Annotated in this window: 13 protein-coding genes; 12 read left to right on the top strand and 1 reads right to left on the bottom strand. The window is 62.1% G+C overall.

The window, feature by feature from the left end; translation table 11 throughout:
* Positions 1 to 22 precede the first annotated feature (22 nt).
* The 8 genes from EG854_RS00065 (at position 23) to EG854_RS00030 (ending at position 9911) form a co-directional block, all read left to right on the top strand.
* On the top strand, positions 23 to 1453 hold the full coding sequence (locus EG854_RS00065; RefSeq protein WP_123285696.1) for a lipopolysaccharide biosynthesis protein: 1431 nt from the start codon (positions 23 to 25) through the stop codon (positions 1451 to 1453).
* A gap of 141 nt (positions 1454 to 1594) precedes the next feature.
* On the top strand, positions 1595 to 2209 hold the full coding sequence (hisH, locus tag EG854_RS00060) for an imidazole glycerol phosphate synthase subunit HisH (protein ID WP_123285695.1): 615 nt from the start codon (positions 1595 to 1597) through the stop codon (positions 2207 to 2209).
* Positions 2203 to 2961, top strand: a complete 759-nt coding sequence (locus tag EG854_RS00055; protein WP_123285694.1) for an AglZ/HisF2 family acetamidino modification protein — start codon at positions 2203 to 2205, stop codon at positions 2959 to 2961. Before hisH ends, EG854_RS00055 begins: the two co-directional genes overlap by 7 nt.
* On the top strand, positions 2958 to 4100 hold the full coding sequence (locus tag EG854_RS00050; RefSeq protein WP_123285693.1) for an N-acetyl sugar amidotransferase: 1143 nt from the start codon (positions 2958 to 2960) through the stop codon (positions 4098 to 4100). Before EG854_RS00055 ends, EG854_RS00050 begins: the two co-directional genes overlap by 4 nt.
* Positions 4101 to 4135: 35 nt before the next feature.
* The gene (asnB, locus tag EG854_RS00045) at positions 4136 to 6028 is read left to right on the top strand and encodes an asparagine synthase (glutamine-hydrolyzing) (RefSeq protein ID WP_123285692.1); all 1893 of its coding nucleotides are present in this window, start codon (positions 4136 to 4138) and stop codon (positions 6026 to 6028) included.
* An 81-nt stretch (positions 6029 to 6109) separates the two neighbouring features.
* Complete coding sequence (locus EG854_RS00040; RefSeq protein WP_123285691.1) at positions 6110 to 7393, top strand: hypothetical protein; 1284 nt, start codon at positions 6110 to 6112, stop codon at positions 7391 to 7393.
* The gene (locus EG854_RS00035) at positions 7390 to 8655 is read left to right on the top strand and encodes a glycosyltransferase (RefSeq protein ID WP_123285690.1); all 1266 of its coding nucleotides are present in this window, start codon (positions 7390 to 7392) and stop codon (positions 8653 to 8655) included. Before EG854_RS00040 ends, EG854_RS00035 begins: the two co-directional genes overlap by 4 nt.
* A 189-nt stretch (positions 8656 to 8844) precedes the next feature.
* Positions 8845 to 9911, top strand: a protein-coding gene (locus EG854_RS00030; protein ID WP_123285689.1) for an IS3 family transposase whose coding sequence is annotated in 2 segments (ribosomal slippage) — positions 8845 to 9106 and positions 9106 to 9911 — 1068 coding nt in all. Because the reading frame shifts where the segments join, the coding sequence is not laid out codon by codon here.
* Positions 9912 to 10052: 141 nt separating this feature from the next.
* Here the strand turns inward: EG854_RS00030 and EG854_RS00025 are convergent.
* The gene (locus EG854_RS00025; RefSeq protein WP_123285688.1) at positions 10053 to 11003 is read right to left on the bottom strand and encodes a UDP-3-O-(3-hydroxymyristoyl)glucosamine N-acyltransferase; all 951 of its coding nucleotides are present in this window, start codon (positions 11001 to 11003) and stop codon (positions 10053 to 10055) included.
* 169 nt (positions 11004 to 11172) lie between these two features.
* Here EG854_RS00025 and EG854_RS00020 point away from each other — a divergent pair, with 169 nt between their 5' ends.
* The 4 genes from EG854_RS00020 (at position 11173) to EG854_RS00005 (ending at position 14635) form a co-directional block, all read left to right on the top strand.
* Positions 11173 to 11811: a PIG-L deacetylase family protein gene (locus EG854_RS00020; RefSeq protein ID WP_123285687.1), complete on the top strand. Its 639-nt coding sequence runs from the start codon at positions 11173 to 11175 to the stop codon at positions 11809 to 11811.
* Positions 11812 to 11895: 84 nt separating this feature from the next.
* The gene (locus EG854_RS00015) at positions 11896 to 13185 is read left to right on the top strand and encodes a glycosyltransferase family 4 protein (RefSeq protein WP_123285686.1); all 1290 of its coding nucleotides are present in this window, start codon (positions 11896 to 11898) and stop codon (positions 13183 to 13185) included.
* A gap of 45 nt (positions 13186 to 13230) precedes the next feature.
* The gene (locus EG854_RS00010; protein ID WP_123285764.1) at positions 13231 to 14061 is read left to right on the top strand and encodes a 3-hydroxyacyl-CoA dehydrogenase family protein; all 831 of its coding nucleotides are present in this window, start codon (positions 13231 to 13233) and stop codon (positions 14059 to 14061) included.
* A 175-nt stretch (positions 14062 to 14236) separates the two neighbouring features.
* A complete protein-coding gene (locus EG854_RS00005) occupies positions 14237 to 14635 on the top strand; it encodes an NAD-dependent epimerase/dehydratase family protein (RefSeq protein ID WP_260155453.1) in 399 nt (132 codons plus the stop codon).
* Positions 14636 to 14786 lie beyond the last annotated feature (151 nt).

The raw sequence follows: 14786 nt of genomic DNA, 5'->3' as shown, positions 1-14786 counted from the left end.
TTGCGGGCCGCCCCGACCGGGAATGAGCTTCCTCGGCAACGCACGGATCATGCTGATCGGCTTCGCGGTGGCGCAGGCCCTTCCGCTGCTCGCTGCGCCTTTGCTGACGCGGCTGTTCTCGCCTGAGGCGTTCGGGCTGCAGATGCTGTTCATAAGCTGGGCCACAGTCGTAGGGGTCGTCGCGACCCTTCGTCTGGACCTAGCCACGGTTCTTGCGGCGGACCGTCGCGAGGCGACCCACATCGTGGCGCTGGCGGCGAGTATGGCCTGCGCTGTCGCGCTACTGCTGCTGGGAGCGACGACCTTTTTCGGCGGGGCGCTGGCGGGCGTTTCGGGGCAAGCAGAGCAGACGCGCTGGATGCTGGCGCTGGCCCCCATGGTCCTGGCGGTCGCCACCGTGCAGATTTCTGCGGGCCTGCTGACTTGGCTTAAAAGATTCGGGCCGGCTAGCCAGGCACAGGTCCTCAACCAGGCGGGCTATCTCACCATCGCCCTGCTCGTCGGGTTCACTGCGGCGCCGACAGATGGACTGGTCTTCGCGAAGCTGGGCGGGCAGATCGCAGCTGCGCTTTTCCTGCTCGTGATCCTGCGGGGCGACCTCGCGACGCTGAGGCTTCCCGGCCGTCTCGCGGTTGGAGCTTTATGGAGGCGTTGCCGTCCCTTTCTCATGTTCAACGCGCCGTACAGCTTGGTCGGAGTGGTAGGCAGAGAGGTGCCTATCTTCGCTTTCTCCGCAGTTGGGGCGACCGCGCTGGCCGGACACTACGGCCTTGCGAGGACCCTTCTGGGCGCGCCTTCGACCCTGTTGGCCGCGTCGCTGAGCCAAGTTTTTTATCGAGAGGCCGTGGAACTCAAAGGCACGCCGCGGCTGGCCGACCTCACCGTGGGCGTACTGAGGGCCACTATCGATGCGTCGGCGCCCCTGTTCGCCTTCCTCCTCATTTGGGGAGACGCCGCCTTCGCGATGGCGTTTGGCGACGAATGGAGGACGGCGGGACAGTTCGCGATGATCCTCTCCGTCGCCGCATGGCTTTCTCTCCAAACGTCGTGGCCGGAGCGTCTGTTCGAGGCCGCCGAGCGTCAGGGAGTTTCGTTCGCGATTCAGCTCGGCTTCGACCTAACGGCCGCGGTCGCCGTATTCATCGCGATCTCGTCCGGCGCGCCCGGCTTGGTCGTGGTGACCACGTTCGCCGTGGTCAATAGCTTGTTTCATCTGGCCTATCTGACGGGCATGTTCCACGTCTCCGGCGTGCCGTTGCAAAGACTGGTCGCCTGCCTTCTGCGTGGTGCCGCCATCTTCGCGTTCGCGGCCTTGGCGCTTGTCGCCCTGAGATTAACGGCGGCGTCGCTGCCCGCCTTGATCGGTAGCGGGGTCGCGGCGGCGGGCGTGGCCAGCGTCATCGCCTTGGCCAGACTGAGGGAGCTGCGAGCGATGATCGTCAGTAGTTTGTGAAAGTTTGACTTTTCATTGCCTTGGCAGGCGTCGCTACTATACCATACCCGCGGGCTTGTTGCCGGCGCGGGGCGGCCGGTCTGGCTACAAAAAAGCCGCTGCCGGCTCGACGCGACGCATGAAAAACGCACAGGACCCCAAGTGATCAGCATCGTCGACTACGGCATAGGGAATGTGGGTTCCGTAGCCAACATGCTCAAACATGTCGGCGCACCCGTGCATCTTGCCTTCACGCGCGACGAGGTGGCGTCGGCCAAGGCGCTTCTGTTGCCGGGTGTCGGGCATTTCGGCCATGCAATGTCGATGCTGCACTCACTGGGCCTTGTGGACGTCATCCGTCACAAGGTGCTCGCGGAGCGGACTCCGATATTAGGCATATGTCTGGGCATGCAATTGCTTGGCACCCACAGCGAGGAGGGAGACGCGGCCGGTCTGGATCTGATCCCGGCCCGGTTCACGAAGATTGTTCCGGACGAAGGAAGCGAGCTCAAGGTGCCGCACATGGGGTGGAACCTCGTGTCGGTGAAGCGGCCGAACCCCATCTTGGCCTACGAGGGTGAGCAGCGCTTCTATTTTGTTCACAGTTATAAGGCCGAATGCGACCGCCCTCAGGACGTGCTCGGCACGACCGTCCACGGAGCCGAGTTCTGCTGCGCGTACGGGCGCGACAACGTCTATGGCGTGCAGTTCCATCCCGAAAAGAGCCATCGCTTCGGAATGGAGCTGTTCAGGCGCTTCGTGGAGTTCGCATGCTGAAGCACCGAGTCATCCCCGCCCTTCTGCTGCACCGTGACGGGCTGGTCAAAACGCGGAAATTTGCGGATCCGACCTATGTCGGGGATCCGCTGAACGCCATCAAGATCTTCAACGAGAAGGAAGTCGACGAGCTGCTGTTGCTTGACATTTCCGCGACCCGTGAAGGGCATGGGCCGGACTTCGACCTGATCGCGGACTTCGCCACCGAGTGCTTCATGCCGTTCGGATACGGTGGCGGCGTGAGCACCCTGGAGCACGCTGAACGGCTGTTTCGGCTGGGCGTCGAGAAAGTCTGTCTTCAGACGGCGACGCGCAGGCATTTGGGCCTCGTGGAGCAGATCGCCGGCCGCTACGGCTCCCAAGCCGTCGTCGGTTCCGTCGACGTCAAGGCGGACTGGAAAGGAACCCCACAACTCTACTGGGCGGCGGATCGAACGACGGACGCCGATCTGAAGGGCCATCTGGACCGGCTTCAGTCGGCCGGAGTGGGGGAGATCGTTCTGAACTCTGTGGATCGTGACGGTATGATGTCCGGCATGGACCTCAAGCTGATCCGCCGCGTCGCCAGCGATCTGAAGGTGCCGCTGGTCGCGCTGGGTGGCGTGGGCGAACTGGATCATATACGGGAAGCGATCGACGCTGGAGCGAGCGCAGTTGCGGCCGGCTCCTTCTTCGTGTTCCACGGCAAACGCCGTGCCGTGTTGATCACTTACCCCGCCTATGGCGCCTTGGAAGACCTGCTGAGCACATGACGAGCCGCCCCTATCAGATGTGCACCCGTTGTGTGATGGACACGTCGGACGCCGATATCTCCTTCGACGCCGACGGCGTCTGCAGCCATTGTCACAAGTTCGATACCGTCCAGCGGCCGCAATGGAGGCCGGATGAAGAAGGCGCACGCCTCTGGGCAGCCAAACTGGACGAGATCCGCGCAAAGGGCCAAGGCAAGGAGTACGACTGCATCGTCGGGCTCAGCGGGGGCGTCGACAGTTCCTATCTGGCGCTGAAAGCCGTGGAGTGGAAGCTTCGTCCGTTGGTAGTGCACGTCGATGCGGGCTGGAACAGTGAGCTCGCCACCGCGAACATCGAGCGCGTGGTCAAGCATTGCGGATACGACCTGCACACGGTCGTGATCGATTGGCCTGAGATGCGCGATCTGCAGTTGGCCTATCTTAAGGCCGGGGTAGCGAACCAGGACGTGCCGCAGGACCACGCCTTCTTCGCGAACCTGTACCGGTTCGCGATCGACAACGACGTCAAATACATTCTTGCGGGCGGCAACATCGCGAGCGAGTCCGTGATCGCCTCGTCTTGGGAAGGATCCGCGATGGACGCGATCGGCCTGAAGGCGATCCATAGCCGTTACGGGTCCGGCAAGCTGAAGAAGTACCGGACGATCAGCTTCTTCGACTACTACATCAACTACCCGATCCTGAAGGGTATGAGGCCGCTCAGGCCTTTGAATTTTATGCCCTATGGGAAACAGATCGCGATCGACGAGCTCACTAAGATTGGCTGGAGACCTTACGGCCGAAAGCACGGAGAGTCGCGCTTCACCAAGCTGTTCCAGAACTACTATCTGCCGACCAAGTTCGGCTATGACAAGCGCCGAACTCACCTTTCGAGCTTAATCCTGTCGGGAGACATCACGAAAGATGAGGCTATGAAGGACTTGGCGAAGCCTTTGTACGACGCGGCCGAACTCGAGTCCGACATTCGCTACTTCTGCAAGAAGCTAAATATTACAGAGATCGAGTTCCACGGCTACGTCGGCGAGCCGAACCGTTACTATACGGAATTTCCTAACTGGGATTCGCGCCGCGCTCTGGTCAAGCATGCGCAGGACGTCGTCGGTCGACTGCTGGGCAAGCATGTAACCGTCTATTCCTGAACCTGCGCCCCCGAGGACAGAATGCGGATCCCCTCATGTGCGGAATAGCCGGCGGAAGCTGGATCAACCCTCCGGCCCGGTTGAAGAAGGCCATACTGGAGTCGCTGGGCCGCATGGCGCACCGCGGCCCGGACGACCAGGGTTTCGAGATTCATGAGCGGCCGGCGTCCACGACCGCGCTCGCCCAGACCCGTCTTTCGATCATCGACCTGACCAGCGGCGGGCGCCAGCCCATGTTCACTGCCGACGGCCGCCTGGCCATGGTTTTCAACGGCGAGATCTACAACTACCTCGAACTCCGCGGCGAGCTGCGGGCGTTGGGGCATGACTTCCGGACCTGTTCGGATTCTGAAGTCCTGCTGTTGGCCTGGCGGCAATGGGGCGTCGCGTGTTTGCGGCGGCTGACGGGCATGTTCGCCATCGCCGTGCACGACCGGGAGGCGCGCACGCTTACGCTGGTTCGGGACGCCTTCGGCATCAAGCCGCTTTTCCACGCGCACGAGGCCGGGCGCCTGACGTTCGCGTCCGAGCTGCCCGCACTGATGAGCCTAGCGGAAACCCGGCCCGAACCAAACCCGCAGCGGGCCTATGACTTTCTGGTCCACGGGGAGTACGATAGCAACGAGGCCACTTTCATTCAGGGCGTCCAGCACGTCCTGCCGGGCCACTATCGCGTCTACGACACGGACGCCGGCGCCTTGGGAGACCAGATCCAGTGGTGGCGCGCGCCGATCCGCCAGACCTCGACCCTGTCGTTCGGCGACGCCGCCGATGCGGTGCGCCAAGCTTTCCTCGACAGCGTGAAGCTTCACCTGCGAAGCGACGTGCCCTTGGGGGCAGCGCTGTCAGGCGGGATCGACTCTTCGGCCGTCGTGTGCGCGATGCGCCACGTGGCCCCGGACGCGCCGATCCACACCTTCAGCTACATCGCCGCCGGCAGCCCCCTGTCGGAAGAATCGTGGGTCGACATGGTGAATGCGCACACCGGGGCGATCGGACACAAGGTCGTGGCATCGGCCGAGGATTTGGCGGCCGACATCGACGACATGATCCTCTGCCAGGGAGAACCCTTCGGCAGCACGAGCATCTACGCACAGTATCGGGTTTATCAACGGGCGGCCGAGAAAGGCATCACGGTCACGCTTGACGGTCAAGGTGCGGACGAACTTCTCGCGGGCTATGCGGGCTATCCCGGCCAGCGCCTGCGCAGCCTGCTCGAGGGGCCCGGCGGACTTTTCGAGGCGCATCGGTTCGCCAAGGCTTGGAGTCGCTGGCCTGCGCGCTCCTATCGCCAAGCTTGGATGTACTATGGCCGCGAGAATCTACCGGATCAGGCCTATGCGGCGGCACGCACGGTGATGGGCCGACCGCCGGTTCCGGACTGGATCGACGAAGACGCTCTGGCCGAGGCGGGGGTCGATCTGCGGGCGCCACGGATGGCGGCGCGGGCGGAAGGTCATGGGCGCCGGGTGGTCGAACGTCTGGGCCACAGCCTGCAGGTCCATGGCCTACCGCATCTGCTTCGACACGGTGACCGGAACTCCATGAAGTATTCACTGGAAAGTCGAGTGCCCTTCCTGACCGTCGATCTGGTGGAGCTGCTGCTCGGCCTACCGGAGGAGTTCCTCATTTCGCCGACGGGAGAAACCAAGTCCGTATTCCGGGCCGCCATGCGCGGCATCGTTCCCGATGCGATCCTGGACCGGCGAGACAAGATCGGATTCGCGACGCCCGAACGCGAGTGGCTGGCAACACTGGCGCCGCGTGCCAGGCATTGGCTAGAAGGGGCCGAAAACGTCCCCTTTTTGCGCAAAGAGCCCCTTCTGAAGGCCTTCGACGACATGATGGCCGGCCGGACGACATTTTCGTGGCAGGCTTGGCGATGGATCAACTATGTGCGTTGGTACAAACAGCTTGGTAGGATGTGACGAGATGTTAACTGAATGCGAAGCGCCCAAGTCGTTCCGTCGTCGCCAGGCAGAGACACCTAGTCTTTGGGATTAGGCGAGGTGACTCTTCAAGCGGGAGCGCAAAAACTTTTAAGGCTGGCGGCAGCTGGCGGTTTCCTGCTGCTCTATCCCCTGTTCTTCGTCTACCACTTCGTTGTCGGTTCAGGGTTCATCCCGCCGTTCGTCTTCGGGCTCTACGGACCTGCGACCATCTTTATTGCCGCGATTGGTGGGCTGCCGCTAGCGCTGCTCATCCGGCGGCATACCGGCCACCCCATGATCGCGGCGGCGGCCTTCCTCCTGTTCTACTGCACAGCCTGGGTTATGCTTTTTGGCTACGCAATTCCTGACACCCCCTATCTCGACCAAGTAAATTTCCAGTCCCTGTCTATAATCCTAGGCTGGGGCGCGCTCTACATTGTCGGATTGTTTTTCCCTTGGCAGTCGAGGACATTGAAGCTTGCCAGTGTCGGCTTATTTGCCGTGATAGGCGCCATCATCGTGGCAAACACAAGCTGGTCCGGCTTGACCCTAACCATACCGGGTCAGGAGACAGGGGACGTCGCGTCATACCAAGGCTTCGCACGAAGCGTCTTCGTGCTCTCGTTCGCCCTGCTGGCGTGGTCCAGAACCCGGAGCGAACAAATCGGAATCTGGTTGATTTCGAGCCTCTTGCTGTTCCTGATCAGCGCCCGGTCGGAGTTCGCTGCCTACATTGCCACGACGCTGATCGTCGCCTTCGTCATCCAGAAGGCCCACCCAGCGCGAACCGCGCTGCTGGTCTTTGGGGTCGTCGTCGTGTGGGTGCTGACGTCCGGGCTCGGGACGTCGATCGCCGAGTCGCTGGGCCAGTCGCGCCACGTCGGACTGTTGGACCTCAGCGCGGATACCTCGTGGAACGCGCGTCAAGAGATGCAGGCCTATGCGATTGATCAAATCGCGGGCAGCCCAATTGTTGGTGACTACGGCGGTCACATCTACTTCGATGATATGCAACTTGGATCCGAGGCGCATAACGCTCTTTCCGCTTGGGTAACGTTCGGGCTTGTCGGGTTCTGCTTGTATGTCGGGCTGACCGCAGCTGCACTGTGGTTATCGATCAGGTTTTTCCTCGTCCAACCCATGCGACCAGACGTGCGGTTCGCCTGCTGCATGGCCCTGTCCGTCACTATTCTGATCATCTCATCCAAGTCGGTCTACTGGGCTGAGCCGGCTCTGGCGTGGGGCATGGTGACGCGGCTCGTAATCCGGAGCACGTGGGGGCCCAAGGCAGTGGGGTTGGGTCCAGCGCGCAATCTTCTGCGCCTCAAACGGGTGGGGCAAACCGAGAGGCACTTACGATGACCCCTTCGCACGTGGCAGACCGTTTGGAACCGACCCAACCTAGACGTGCTCCGAATGACACAGTCGGCGGTCCCCGGGGTTCCCAAGCGATGGCTGGCCAGGCGTCGGGCACGCGTAGCCGCGATGTCCATCTGCACCTGTCATTTTCTTCCTTGAGAATGGCCAGCCGCGCCTTTCGAGAGGGGTTGGCGGCACTTGATTCCGGCCATGCCGAACGCGTGGAGTATCTGGGATGTGATGACGGGCGCTCGGCGGAGGCGCCACCGGATCCGGGTCGTCTCTTCGTCAAACGCCTTCCCCCTCCGCCCAGCCCGCCAGGATCGCCGAGGGTCCTGCGGATCGCAAGTTTGCCGAGATGGTACGCCTCGGTCTTCCGCGAGGTACGACGCCGACGAGACTTCGATCTCATCATCGCACATAACTTGGCCAGTCTGCCGATCGCGGTCCTACTTAAGCGGGTGACGCGCACGCGTCTGCTCTACGACGCCCACGAACTTGAAACCCAGCGGGAGGGCTGGAGTTGGCCGATCCGATGGGCCGCCCAGGTCGCCGAAAGCCTCCTCATGCCTCACGTGAACCATACCCTCGTCGTCAGCGACACTATCAGGGCATGGTATGAGCGGCGCTATCCGAAGGCCGGCTTCACTACGGTCAGGAACACACCGAGCGTCGTCGGGCCGGTTCAAAAATCGGAAGCGCTAAGGCGGCAACTGGGGCTGCGCGAAGAGGAGCTGTTGTGTGTGTTCCTCGGGATGCTCAGCCCCGGGCGAGGCATCGAGGAAATGGTAGAAGCGTTCAGGCAACTGCCTGACGACAAACATGTGGTCTTCGTCGGCCACGGCGTTCTGAGAGAATGCCTGAGCGCCGACGCGCAGACCCACCGAAACATCCACGTGCTGCCGCCAGTGGCCGGAAGCGAAGTCGTGAGCTACGCGTCGGGTGCGGACGTGGGTGTGGTGATCAGCGCAGGCAAGTCGCTTTCCTACCGCTATTCGCTGCCGAATAAGCTTTTCGAATATGCACATGCGGGGTTGCCCGTTATTGTGTCCGACCTGCCCGAGTTTCGAAACTTCGTGGAACGCGAGGGCTTGGGGTGGGTCATCCCGCCGACGCCGGATGCCCTCCGAGACCTAGTGCTCGGTCTTTCTAGGGAGCAGGTCCGCCGAATGCCCAAGCGCGAAACGTCGCCGCCGTCCTGGGAAACGGAGGCGCCACGCCTTTTGGGTGTGTATCACATGCTCGCCCATTCGGCGGACGGCTGACCCGATCTCGCCGACACTGCTTCCAAGTCAATGCCGACAGCCAGCGCCCGCCGCGCCTGACCTGCCCCTGAGAATTTCGTCCACGCAGTGACCTGCCCCTGATCACGGTGATCTGCTCCCCGGAAACTGGATCACTGGACGTTAGAGTTTTCCGCTGAGATTTCCCTGGCTGGGAAGGAGCGGAAGACCATGAAGGCATCAGCATTTTCGGACGCCCAGAAGGCGTTCATTTTGAAGCAGGGCGCGGACGGCGTGCCGGTGGCGGAGATTTGCCGGCGCGCCGGGATCAGCCAGGCGACCTACTTCAACTGGAAGAGAAAGTACGACGGCCTGCTGCCGACTGAGATGAAGCGGTTGAAGCAGCTCGAGGACGAGAACGGGCGGCTTCGGAAGTTGGTGGCGGACCTGTCGCTTGAACGGGAGATGCTTCAGGACGTGATCCGCCGAAAGCTCTGAGGCCTGGTCGCAAGCGCGAGCTGGTGGACGGGTGTCGGGGTGAATGGGGCGTGTCGATCCGGCGGGCGTGCCGGGTGCTGGAGATGGACACGTCGAGCTATCACTACCGATCCCGTCGCCCCGACCAGGCCGGCCTCGAAGCCCGCATCAAGGCGATCTGCGAGACGCGCGTGCGCTACGGCTATCGCCGGGTGCATGTGCTGCTGCAGCGCGAAGGCTGGCGGATCAACATCAAGAAGACCCACAGGATTTACAATGCCTTGGGCCTGCAGCTGCGCAACAAAACGCCCAAGCGGAGGGTGAAGGCCAAGCTGCGCGAGGACCGATGCGCGGCGACACGGCCGAATGAGACCTGGGCGATGGACTTTGTGCACGACCAGCTGGCGACGGGCCGAAAGATCCGGATCCTGACCGTGGTCGACACCTTCACCCGCTTCTCACCGGTGATCGACCCACGGTTCACCTATCGGTCGGAAAACGTCGTAGAGGCGCTGGATCGGGCCTGCGCCAGGCTCGGCTATCCGAAGGCCATCCGGGTCGACCAGGGCACCGAGTTCGTCTCCCGGAACCTGGACCGGTGGGCCTATGCCCACGGCGTGACTCTGGACTTCAGTCGGCCCGGCAAGCCGACGGACAATGCCTTTATCGAGGCCTTCAACGGACGCTTCCGGGCCGAGTGCCTGAACGCTCACTGGTTCCTGACGCTTGCGGATGCGGCCGAAAAGTTGGAGGCTTGGCGCAGATACTACAACGAGGATCGGCCCCATGGGGCCATAGGCATCAAGACGCCGATCACGTAGATGAATCCGGGTGACACAGCCAGCCTGTCACCCTGACACGGGCCGGGAAACTCCAGCTTCGAGTGCTCCAGAGAATGGGGGCGGATCAGATGAGAAACGGGGGGCACGTCAAAACTCAGGGGCAGGTCACGCCCGATACAGTCAGCCGTTCAACAACGATTTGAGCTTGGCGCGTTCGGTCCGGAACTGTTCGGAGGACACCGCAGGCGAGCCCATGACGGTCATTCCGTCTGGGACGTCCTTGACGACCACGGCGGCCATTCCGACGGTGGCCCCTGCGCCGACCCGGATCTGGTTCATCACAATGGCAGCCGGCGCCAACCAGCCCCCTTCTCCAACCGAGGCGCTGCCGCCGACCATGCTCTGGGCGATGACTGCGGAGTGGCGTCCGATCTGCACGTTATGGGAGATATGCACCTGATTGTCGATGCGCGCGCCCTGGCGGATCACCGTGTCGTCCAGCGTGCCGCGATCGATGCTTGTGTTCGAGCCGATCTCGACGCCCGACTCGATGTGCACGCCGCCGAGGTGCGGAAACTTCTCAAGTTCACCTGCCTCGTTCCGCTCGTAGCCAAAGCCGTCTGCACCAACCACGGTGCCGGAGTTGATCACCACGTCCTCGTCGATCTTCACGTTCTGAACGAGGGTCACGTTGGGATGAAGAACGCTCCGGGCCCCGACCCGGCAGTTCGGGCCGACGTAACACAGTGCGCCGACAGAAGCCGTGGCGTCGACTTGCGCATCGGGATGAACCACGGCGCTGGGGTGAACACCTGCGTCCGGCCCCATTCCGGTGAAATGAGCGTTCAACGCCCTTAGGAACGACAGCCGAGGGTTGTCAGTCATGAGCAGCGTCAAGCGCTCGCCACGCAATTCCGCAACGTGCTCCGGGGCACACAAAATCGTCAGTTCGTCTCGAGCCGCGGGAGGCAAGGCGGTCGATACATTAGCCGTGGGCTTCAGGAAGAGGAGGTGCCCCGGAGCCGCCGAGCCAAGTCCGGACGCGCGCACGATGCGCCGGTCTGGGTCACCGTCGATCTTCGTCACTAGGTCCCCAAGCGCCGCGGCGAGTAGTCCTGCTGTCAGCGACATAGCTTCGATCCTCGCATGGCCTCACTCCAAGGAACTAGTGTATATTGCAGATCACTCGGGTCAGTGAAAGCGCTGAACACAGAGGCCGTGGCCTTCTTTGGGCGCCGACCTTCTGATATGCCGCTGCTGCCGTCGCCGCGAGCGCCGGAAATAATCGGAGCCGCACCTGATGTCGAACTTTCAGCCACGTAGGGTAATGGTCCTCGCCCCGCATACCGACGATGGGGAACTGGGTTGCGGTGGCAGCATCGCTCGCTTCATCGAGGCCGGAGCCGAAGTCTTCTACACGGCCTTCTCGGTCTGCGAGCAGTCGTTGCCGGAAGGCATGCCCAAGGACACCCTGGAGGTCGAGCTGCTGGAAGCGACCGGAACCCTCGGGATTCCGCGCGACAATCTGGTGATCCACCAATACGAAGTCAGGAAGCTTTCGGAGCACCGGCAAAGCGTACTCCAGGACATTATCCAGGTGCGGAACCAAGTGAAGCCGGATTTGGTGTTCCTACCCTGTTTGGACGATCTGCACCAAGATCACCGAACCGTAGCTCTGGAAGGTCTTCGTGCCTACAAGGGGACCACGGTCCTGTCGTACGAAATGCCATGGAACAACATTTCTATCACCACGTCGGCTTTCATCGCGCTCGAGAACCGCCACGTGGCAAAGAAAGCCGAGGCGCTGGCCTGCTACCGGTCACAGGCGGGGCGCCCTTACACGAACGAAGAGTTCGTACGGTCGCTGGCGACAACCCGGGGGGTGCAGGTGGGCGTTCGTTATGCCGAGGCGTTCGAAGCAGTCCGTCTGATCGTCTGAGCCGGTGCCCGCTCGTCCAGAACCACAATCAACTAGCGAAATTGTTTTGATCGCTCGCGCGATCCAGCCAGCGCCGGGGATGACATGAATATCTGGTATCTCAATGCCTATGCGGGGGGGCCGGGCATCGGGTCAGGGTGGCGCCCCTACTATCTTTGCCGAGAGTTCAACCGATCTGCAAATACCGCGACGGTCATAACCTCCTCGTTCCACCACCTGCTTGAGACCGAAGTCGGGCAGCCGGCGGAACGCGTCGTGGAAGGCGTTCAATATTTTGCCGTTCCGACGCGTCGGTATCGCGGGAACGGGGCAGGGCGCATTCTGAACATGCTGCAGTATGCCCTTGGGGTGGCGCGATTGCATAAAGATATTCCGCATCGACTTGATGCCCCGGACGCCATCATTGTTTCATCACCTCACCCGTTCGCTTACATCTCAGCGTGGTTTCTCTCGCGGCGGTTCCGGTGCAGACTGGCGTTCGAGATTCGTGACTTGTGGCCCCTCTCGCTCAGAGTGATACTTGGCCTTCCAGCGTGGCACCCCCTAGTGTTGTCATGCTCCTGGCTCGAACGGTTCGCCTATCGAACTGCTGACGTTGTTGTGGCCCTTTTGCCGGGCGCAGATCGTTACATTGCATGCATCGGCATGGAGCCGAAACGTTTCTACTGGGCTCCAAACGGGGTCGTGGACGGGGAGGATCAACCCCAGAAACCCATCAGGTCAGAAACCGGGAGAAAGGCCGCCGCCAAGATGGAGCTCTGGCGGACCGAGGGTCGCTGCGTGCTCATCTATGCGGGCTCGCTCGGGCCCCCCAATGGGGTAGACGTTTTGGTCGAAGCGCTCGGCGTTCTGAGGAACCGCCCTCCGGCGACCGGACTGGGCGTGTTGATCATAGGCAAAGGAGGTTCCACCGCTGCTATAGCCGAACGTATCAAGGCTCTTCAGCTTGAGGACGTGGAGGTCTCACAACCCGTAGCTCGCGAAGAAGCTTTGGCGCTGATGGCGAAAGCCGACATGGCGTATGCTGGTGGGAGATCGCTCGACGCCCTCTACAAGTATGGAACTTCGGTCAACAAGGTCATGGATTACATGATGACCGGATTGCCAATTGTGTTTCCACATTACGCGTACAAAGGACCAGTCGGAGAGTCGGGTGCGGGCATTCAATTGGCCCGCGGCACTCCCGAAACGGTAGCCGAGGCCATCTTCACCCTCGCCGAGATGCCCGCGGAGGAGCGGCGACAGATGGGCACACTGGGGCGCCACTACGTGAAGGAGCATTTCATTTGGCCAAAGATAGCGGCGGGTTACATTGATGCGTTGACCGACGGGGATTGGGCGAGGACGGCCGAGGCGGACGGGGCCATTACGTGAGGATCGATGTCGGGACATTCGCGGCTGCGGATGGAGACTAAAGACATGACAGCAGTAGAAACGCTGGGGATTGCCGGCAGCGGCTTGATCGCGGCAGGCTTGGCCGCTTGCGCCGCACGAAGCCCCGGTCACCGATTATGGGCGCGTTCGGAAGCGTCCGCCGCCCGCGTCCAGGAAGCTATCGCCCGCCACTGTGACCGCCTCGGGGCTCAGTACCGCCCAGAGAACGTGACCATCACGACCCGCTTGGACGATCTGTCGGCTTCTACCTTCGTGGTCGAGGCCATCGCGGAAGATATGGCTGCCAAGACGGACCTGCTCGCGCTTTTGCAGCGAAACCTCAGGCCTGACGCCATATTGGTTTCCACCACGTCGTCGCTATGCATCCGGACCTTGGCCGCCGCCTCAGGTGACCCCTCCCGGTTCGCGGGACTTCACGTTTTCAATCCGGTGCCCAAGATGCGGCTCGTCGAGGTGGCCTTTGGCCAAGAGGCAGCGCCCGAAACACGCAGGCGTACGATCGATCTGTGCCTGTGGTTGGGCAAGGAGCCGGTGCAGGTGCCTGCCATCCCTGGCTATGTCGTCAACAGCCTTTTGTTTCCCTATCTCTTTCACGCCGTCGAGTTCATGCATCGCCACAGCATGGCGCCGGAGATGGTTGACGCCTGCATGCAGATGGGCGCGGCCCATCCGATGGGGCCGATCGCCTTGCTGGACTATGTAGGCTTAGACGTCGCTGTCGCTATCGGCGACGCCTTGGACTTACGCGTGCCGTCGACGGTCCGCGATTTAGTCGCGGGGGGCGCACTCGGCAGGAAGACGCGACGAGGCCTCTATCCGGAAGATCACTATAGACCGCAGCCGGCGGCCGGATGATGCGCCGCTCGCCTTCACCGTGTGCCTCAAACGCGCTTCGACGCCAAGAAGGGGAAGCGTGCATTCGACCTGTTTTTGGCTTGTGCTGCCATGATCACCCTAGAGGCTGCCCGTCAGCAGCAGCCGAAGCATCTGCTCGCCGTCTCGACCATTTCTGCCTACTGCCTGTTTGGAAATGCCCCTCCGCGAGACGGACAAGGCGGTCCATCCCATGACCTTGTACGCCGCGACCAAGAGCGCAACCGAGCTGATGGGTCACTCTTACGCCCATCTGTTCGGCACGCCGACGACCTTCTTCCGCTTCTTCACCGTCTATGGCCCCTGGGGCCGGCCCGACATGGCGCTGTTCAAATTCGCCAAGCTGATGCTGGAGGGCAAGCCGATCGAGGTCTATGGCGAGGGCCGGATGTCGCGCGACTTCACCTTCGTCGAGGATCTGGTCGAGGAGATCGTGCGGCTGGTCGATGTGGTGCCCGGTACCGCCCCGCCGGTCGAGGGCGACACCCTGTCCCATTCGGCCCCGTTCCGGCTGGTCAACATCGGCGGCGGCAAGCCCAGCCCGTTGATGGACTAGGTCCAATCGACATTCAGGGATTCACTTGGGCCTGAATGCGTGATTCATAGGTCTCCGCTTTGACGGAGGTCTGTGATGGGTGTGAAGCGGTACGAACTGGATGAAGCGCAGTGGGCCCGTATCGAGCCGCTGCTCCCGGGGAAGGCGTCGG

Source organism: Brevundimonas halotolerans (genome assembly GCF_003730275.1).
GTDB lineage: Bacteria > Pseudomonadota > Alphaproteobacteria > Caulobacterales > Caulobacteraceae > Brevundimonas > Brevundimonas halotolerans.
The sequence above is the reverse complement of the archived record's forward strand: the minus strand, read 5'-3'. Positions and strand labels throughout refer to the sequence as shown.

What these genes read in the sequence shown, in the direction of transcription:
- EG854_RS00050 (WP_123285693.1), top strand. Translation starts at nt 2,958, where the DNA reads ATGACGAGCCGCCCCTATCAGATGTGCACCCGTTGTGTGATGGACACG.
- EG854_RS00035 (WP_123285690.1), top strand. Translation starts at nt 7,390, where the DNA reads ATGACCCCTTCGCACGTGGCAGACCGTTTGGAACCGACCCAACCTAGA.
- EG854_RS00020 (WP_123285687.1), top strand. Translation starts at nt 11,173, where the DNA reads ATGTCGAACTTTCAGCCACGTAGGGTAATGGTCCTCGCCCCGCATACC.
- EG854_RS00010 (WP_123285764.1), top strand. Translation starts at nt 13,231, where the DNA reads ATGACAGCAGTAGAAACGCTGGGGATTGCCGGCAGCGGCTTGATCGCG.
- EG854_RS00015 (WP_123285686.1), top strand. Translation starts at nt 11,896, where the DNA reads ATGAATATCTGGTATCTCAATGCCTATGCGGGGGGGCCGGGCATCGGG.
- EG854_RS00055 (WP_123285694.1), top strand. Translation starts at nt 2,203, where the DNA reads ATGCTGAAGCACCGAGTCATCCCCGCCCTTCTGCTGCACCGTGACGGG.
- EG854_RS00005 (WP_260155453.1), top strand. Translation starts at nt 14,237, where the DNA reads ATGCCCCTCCGCGAGACGGACAAGGCGGTCCATCCCATGACCTTGTAC.
- EG854_RS00065 (WP_123285696.1), top strand. Translation starts at nt 23, where the DNA reads ATGAGCTTCCTCGGCAACGCACGGATCATGCTGATCGGCTTCGCGGTG.
- EG854_RS00025 (WP_123285688.1), bottom strand. Translation starts at nt 11,003, where the DNA reads ATGTCGCTGACAGCAGGACTACTCGCCGCGGCGCTTGGGGACCTAGTG.
- asnB (WP_123285692.1), top strand. Translation starts at nt 4,136, where the DNA reads ATGTGCGGAATAGCCGGCGGAAGCTGGATCAACCCTCCGGCCCGGTTG.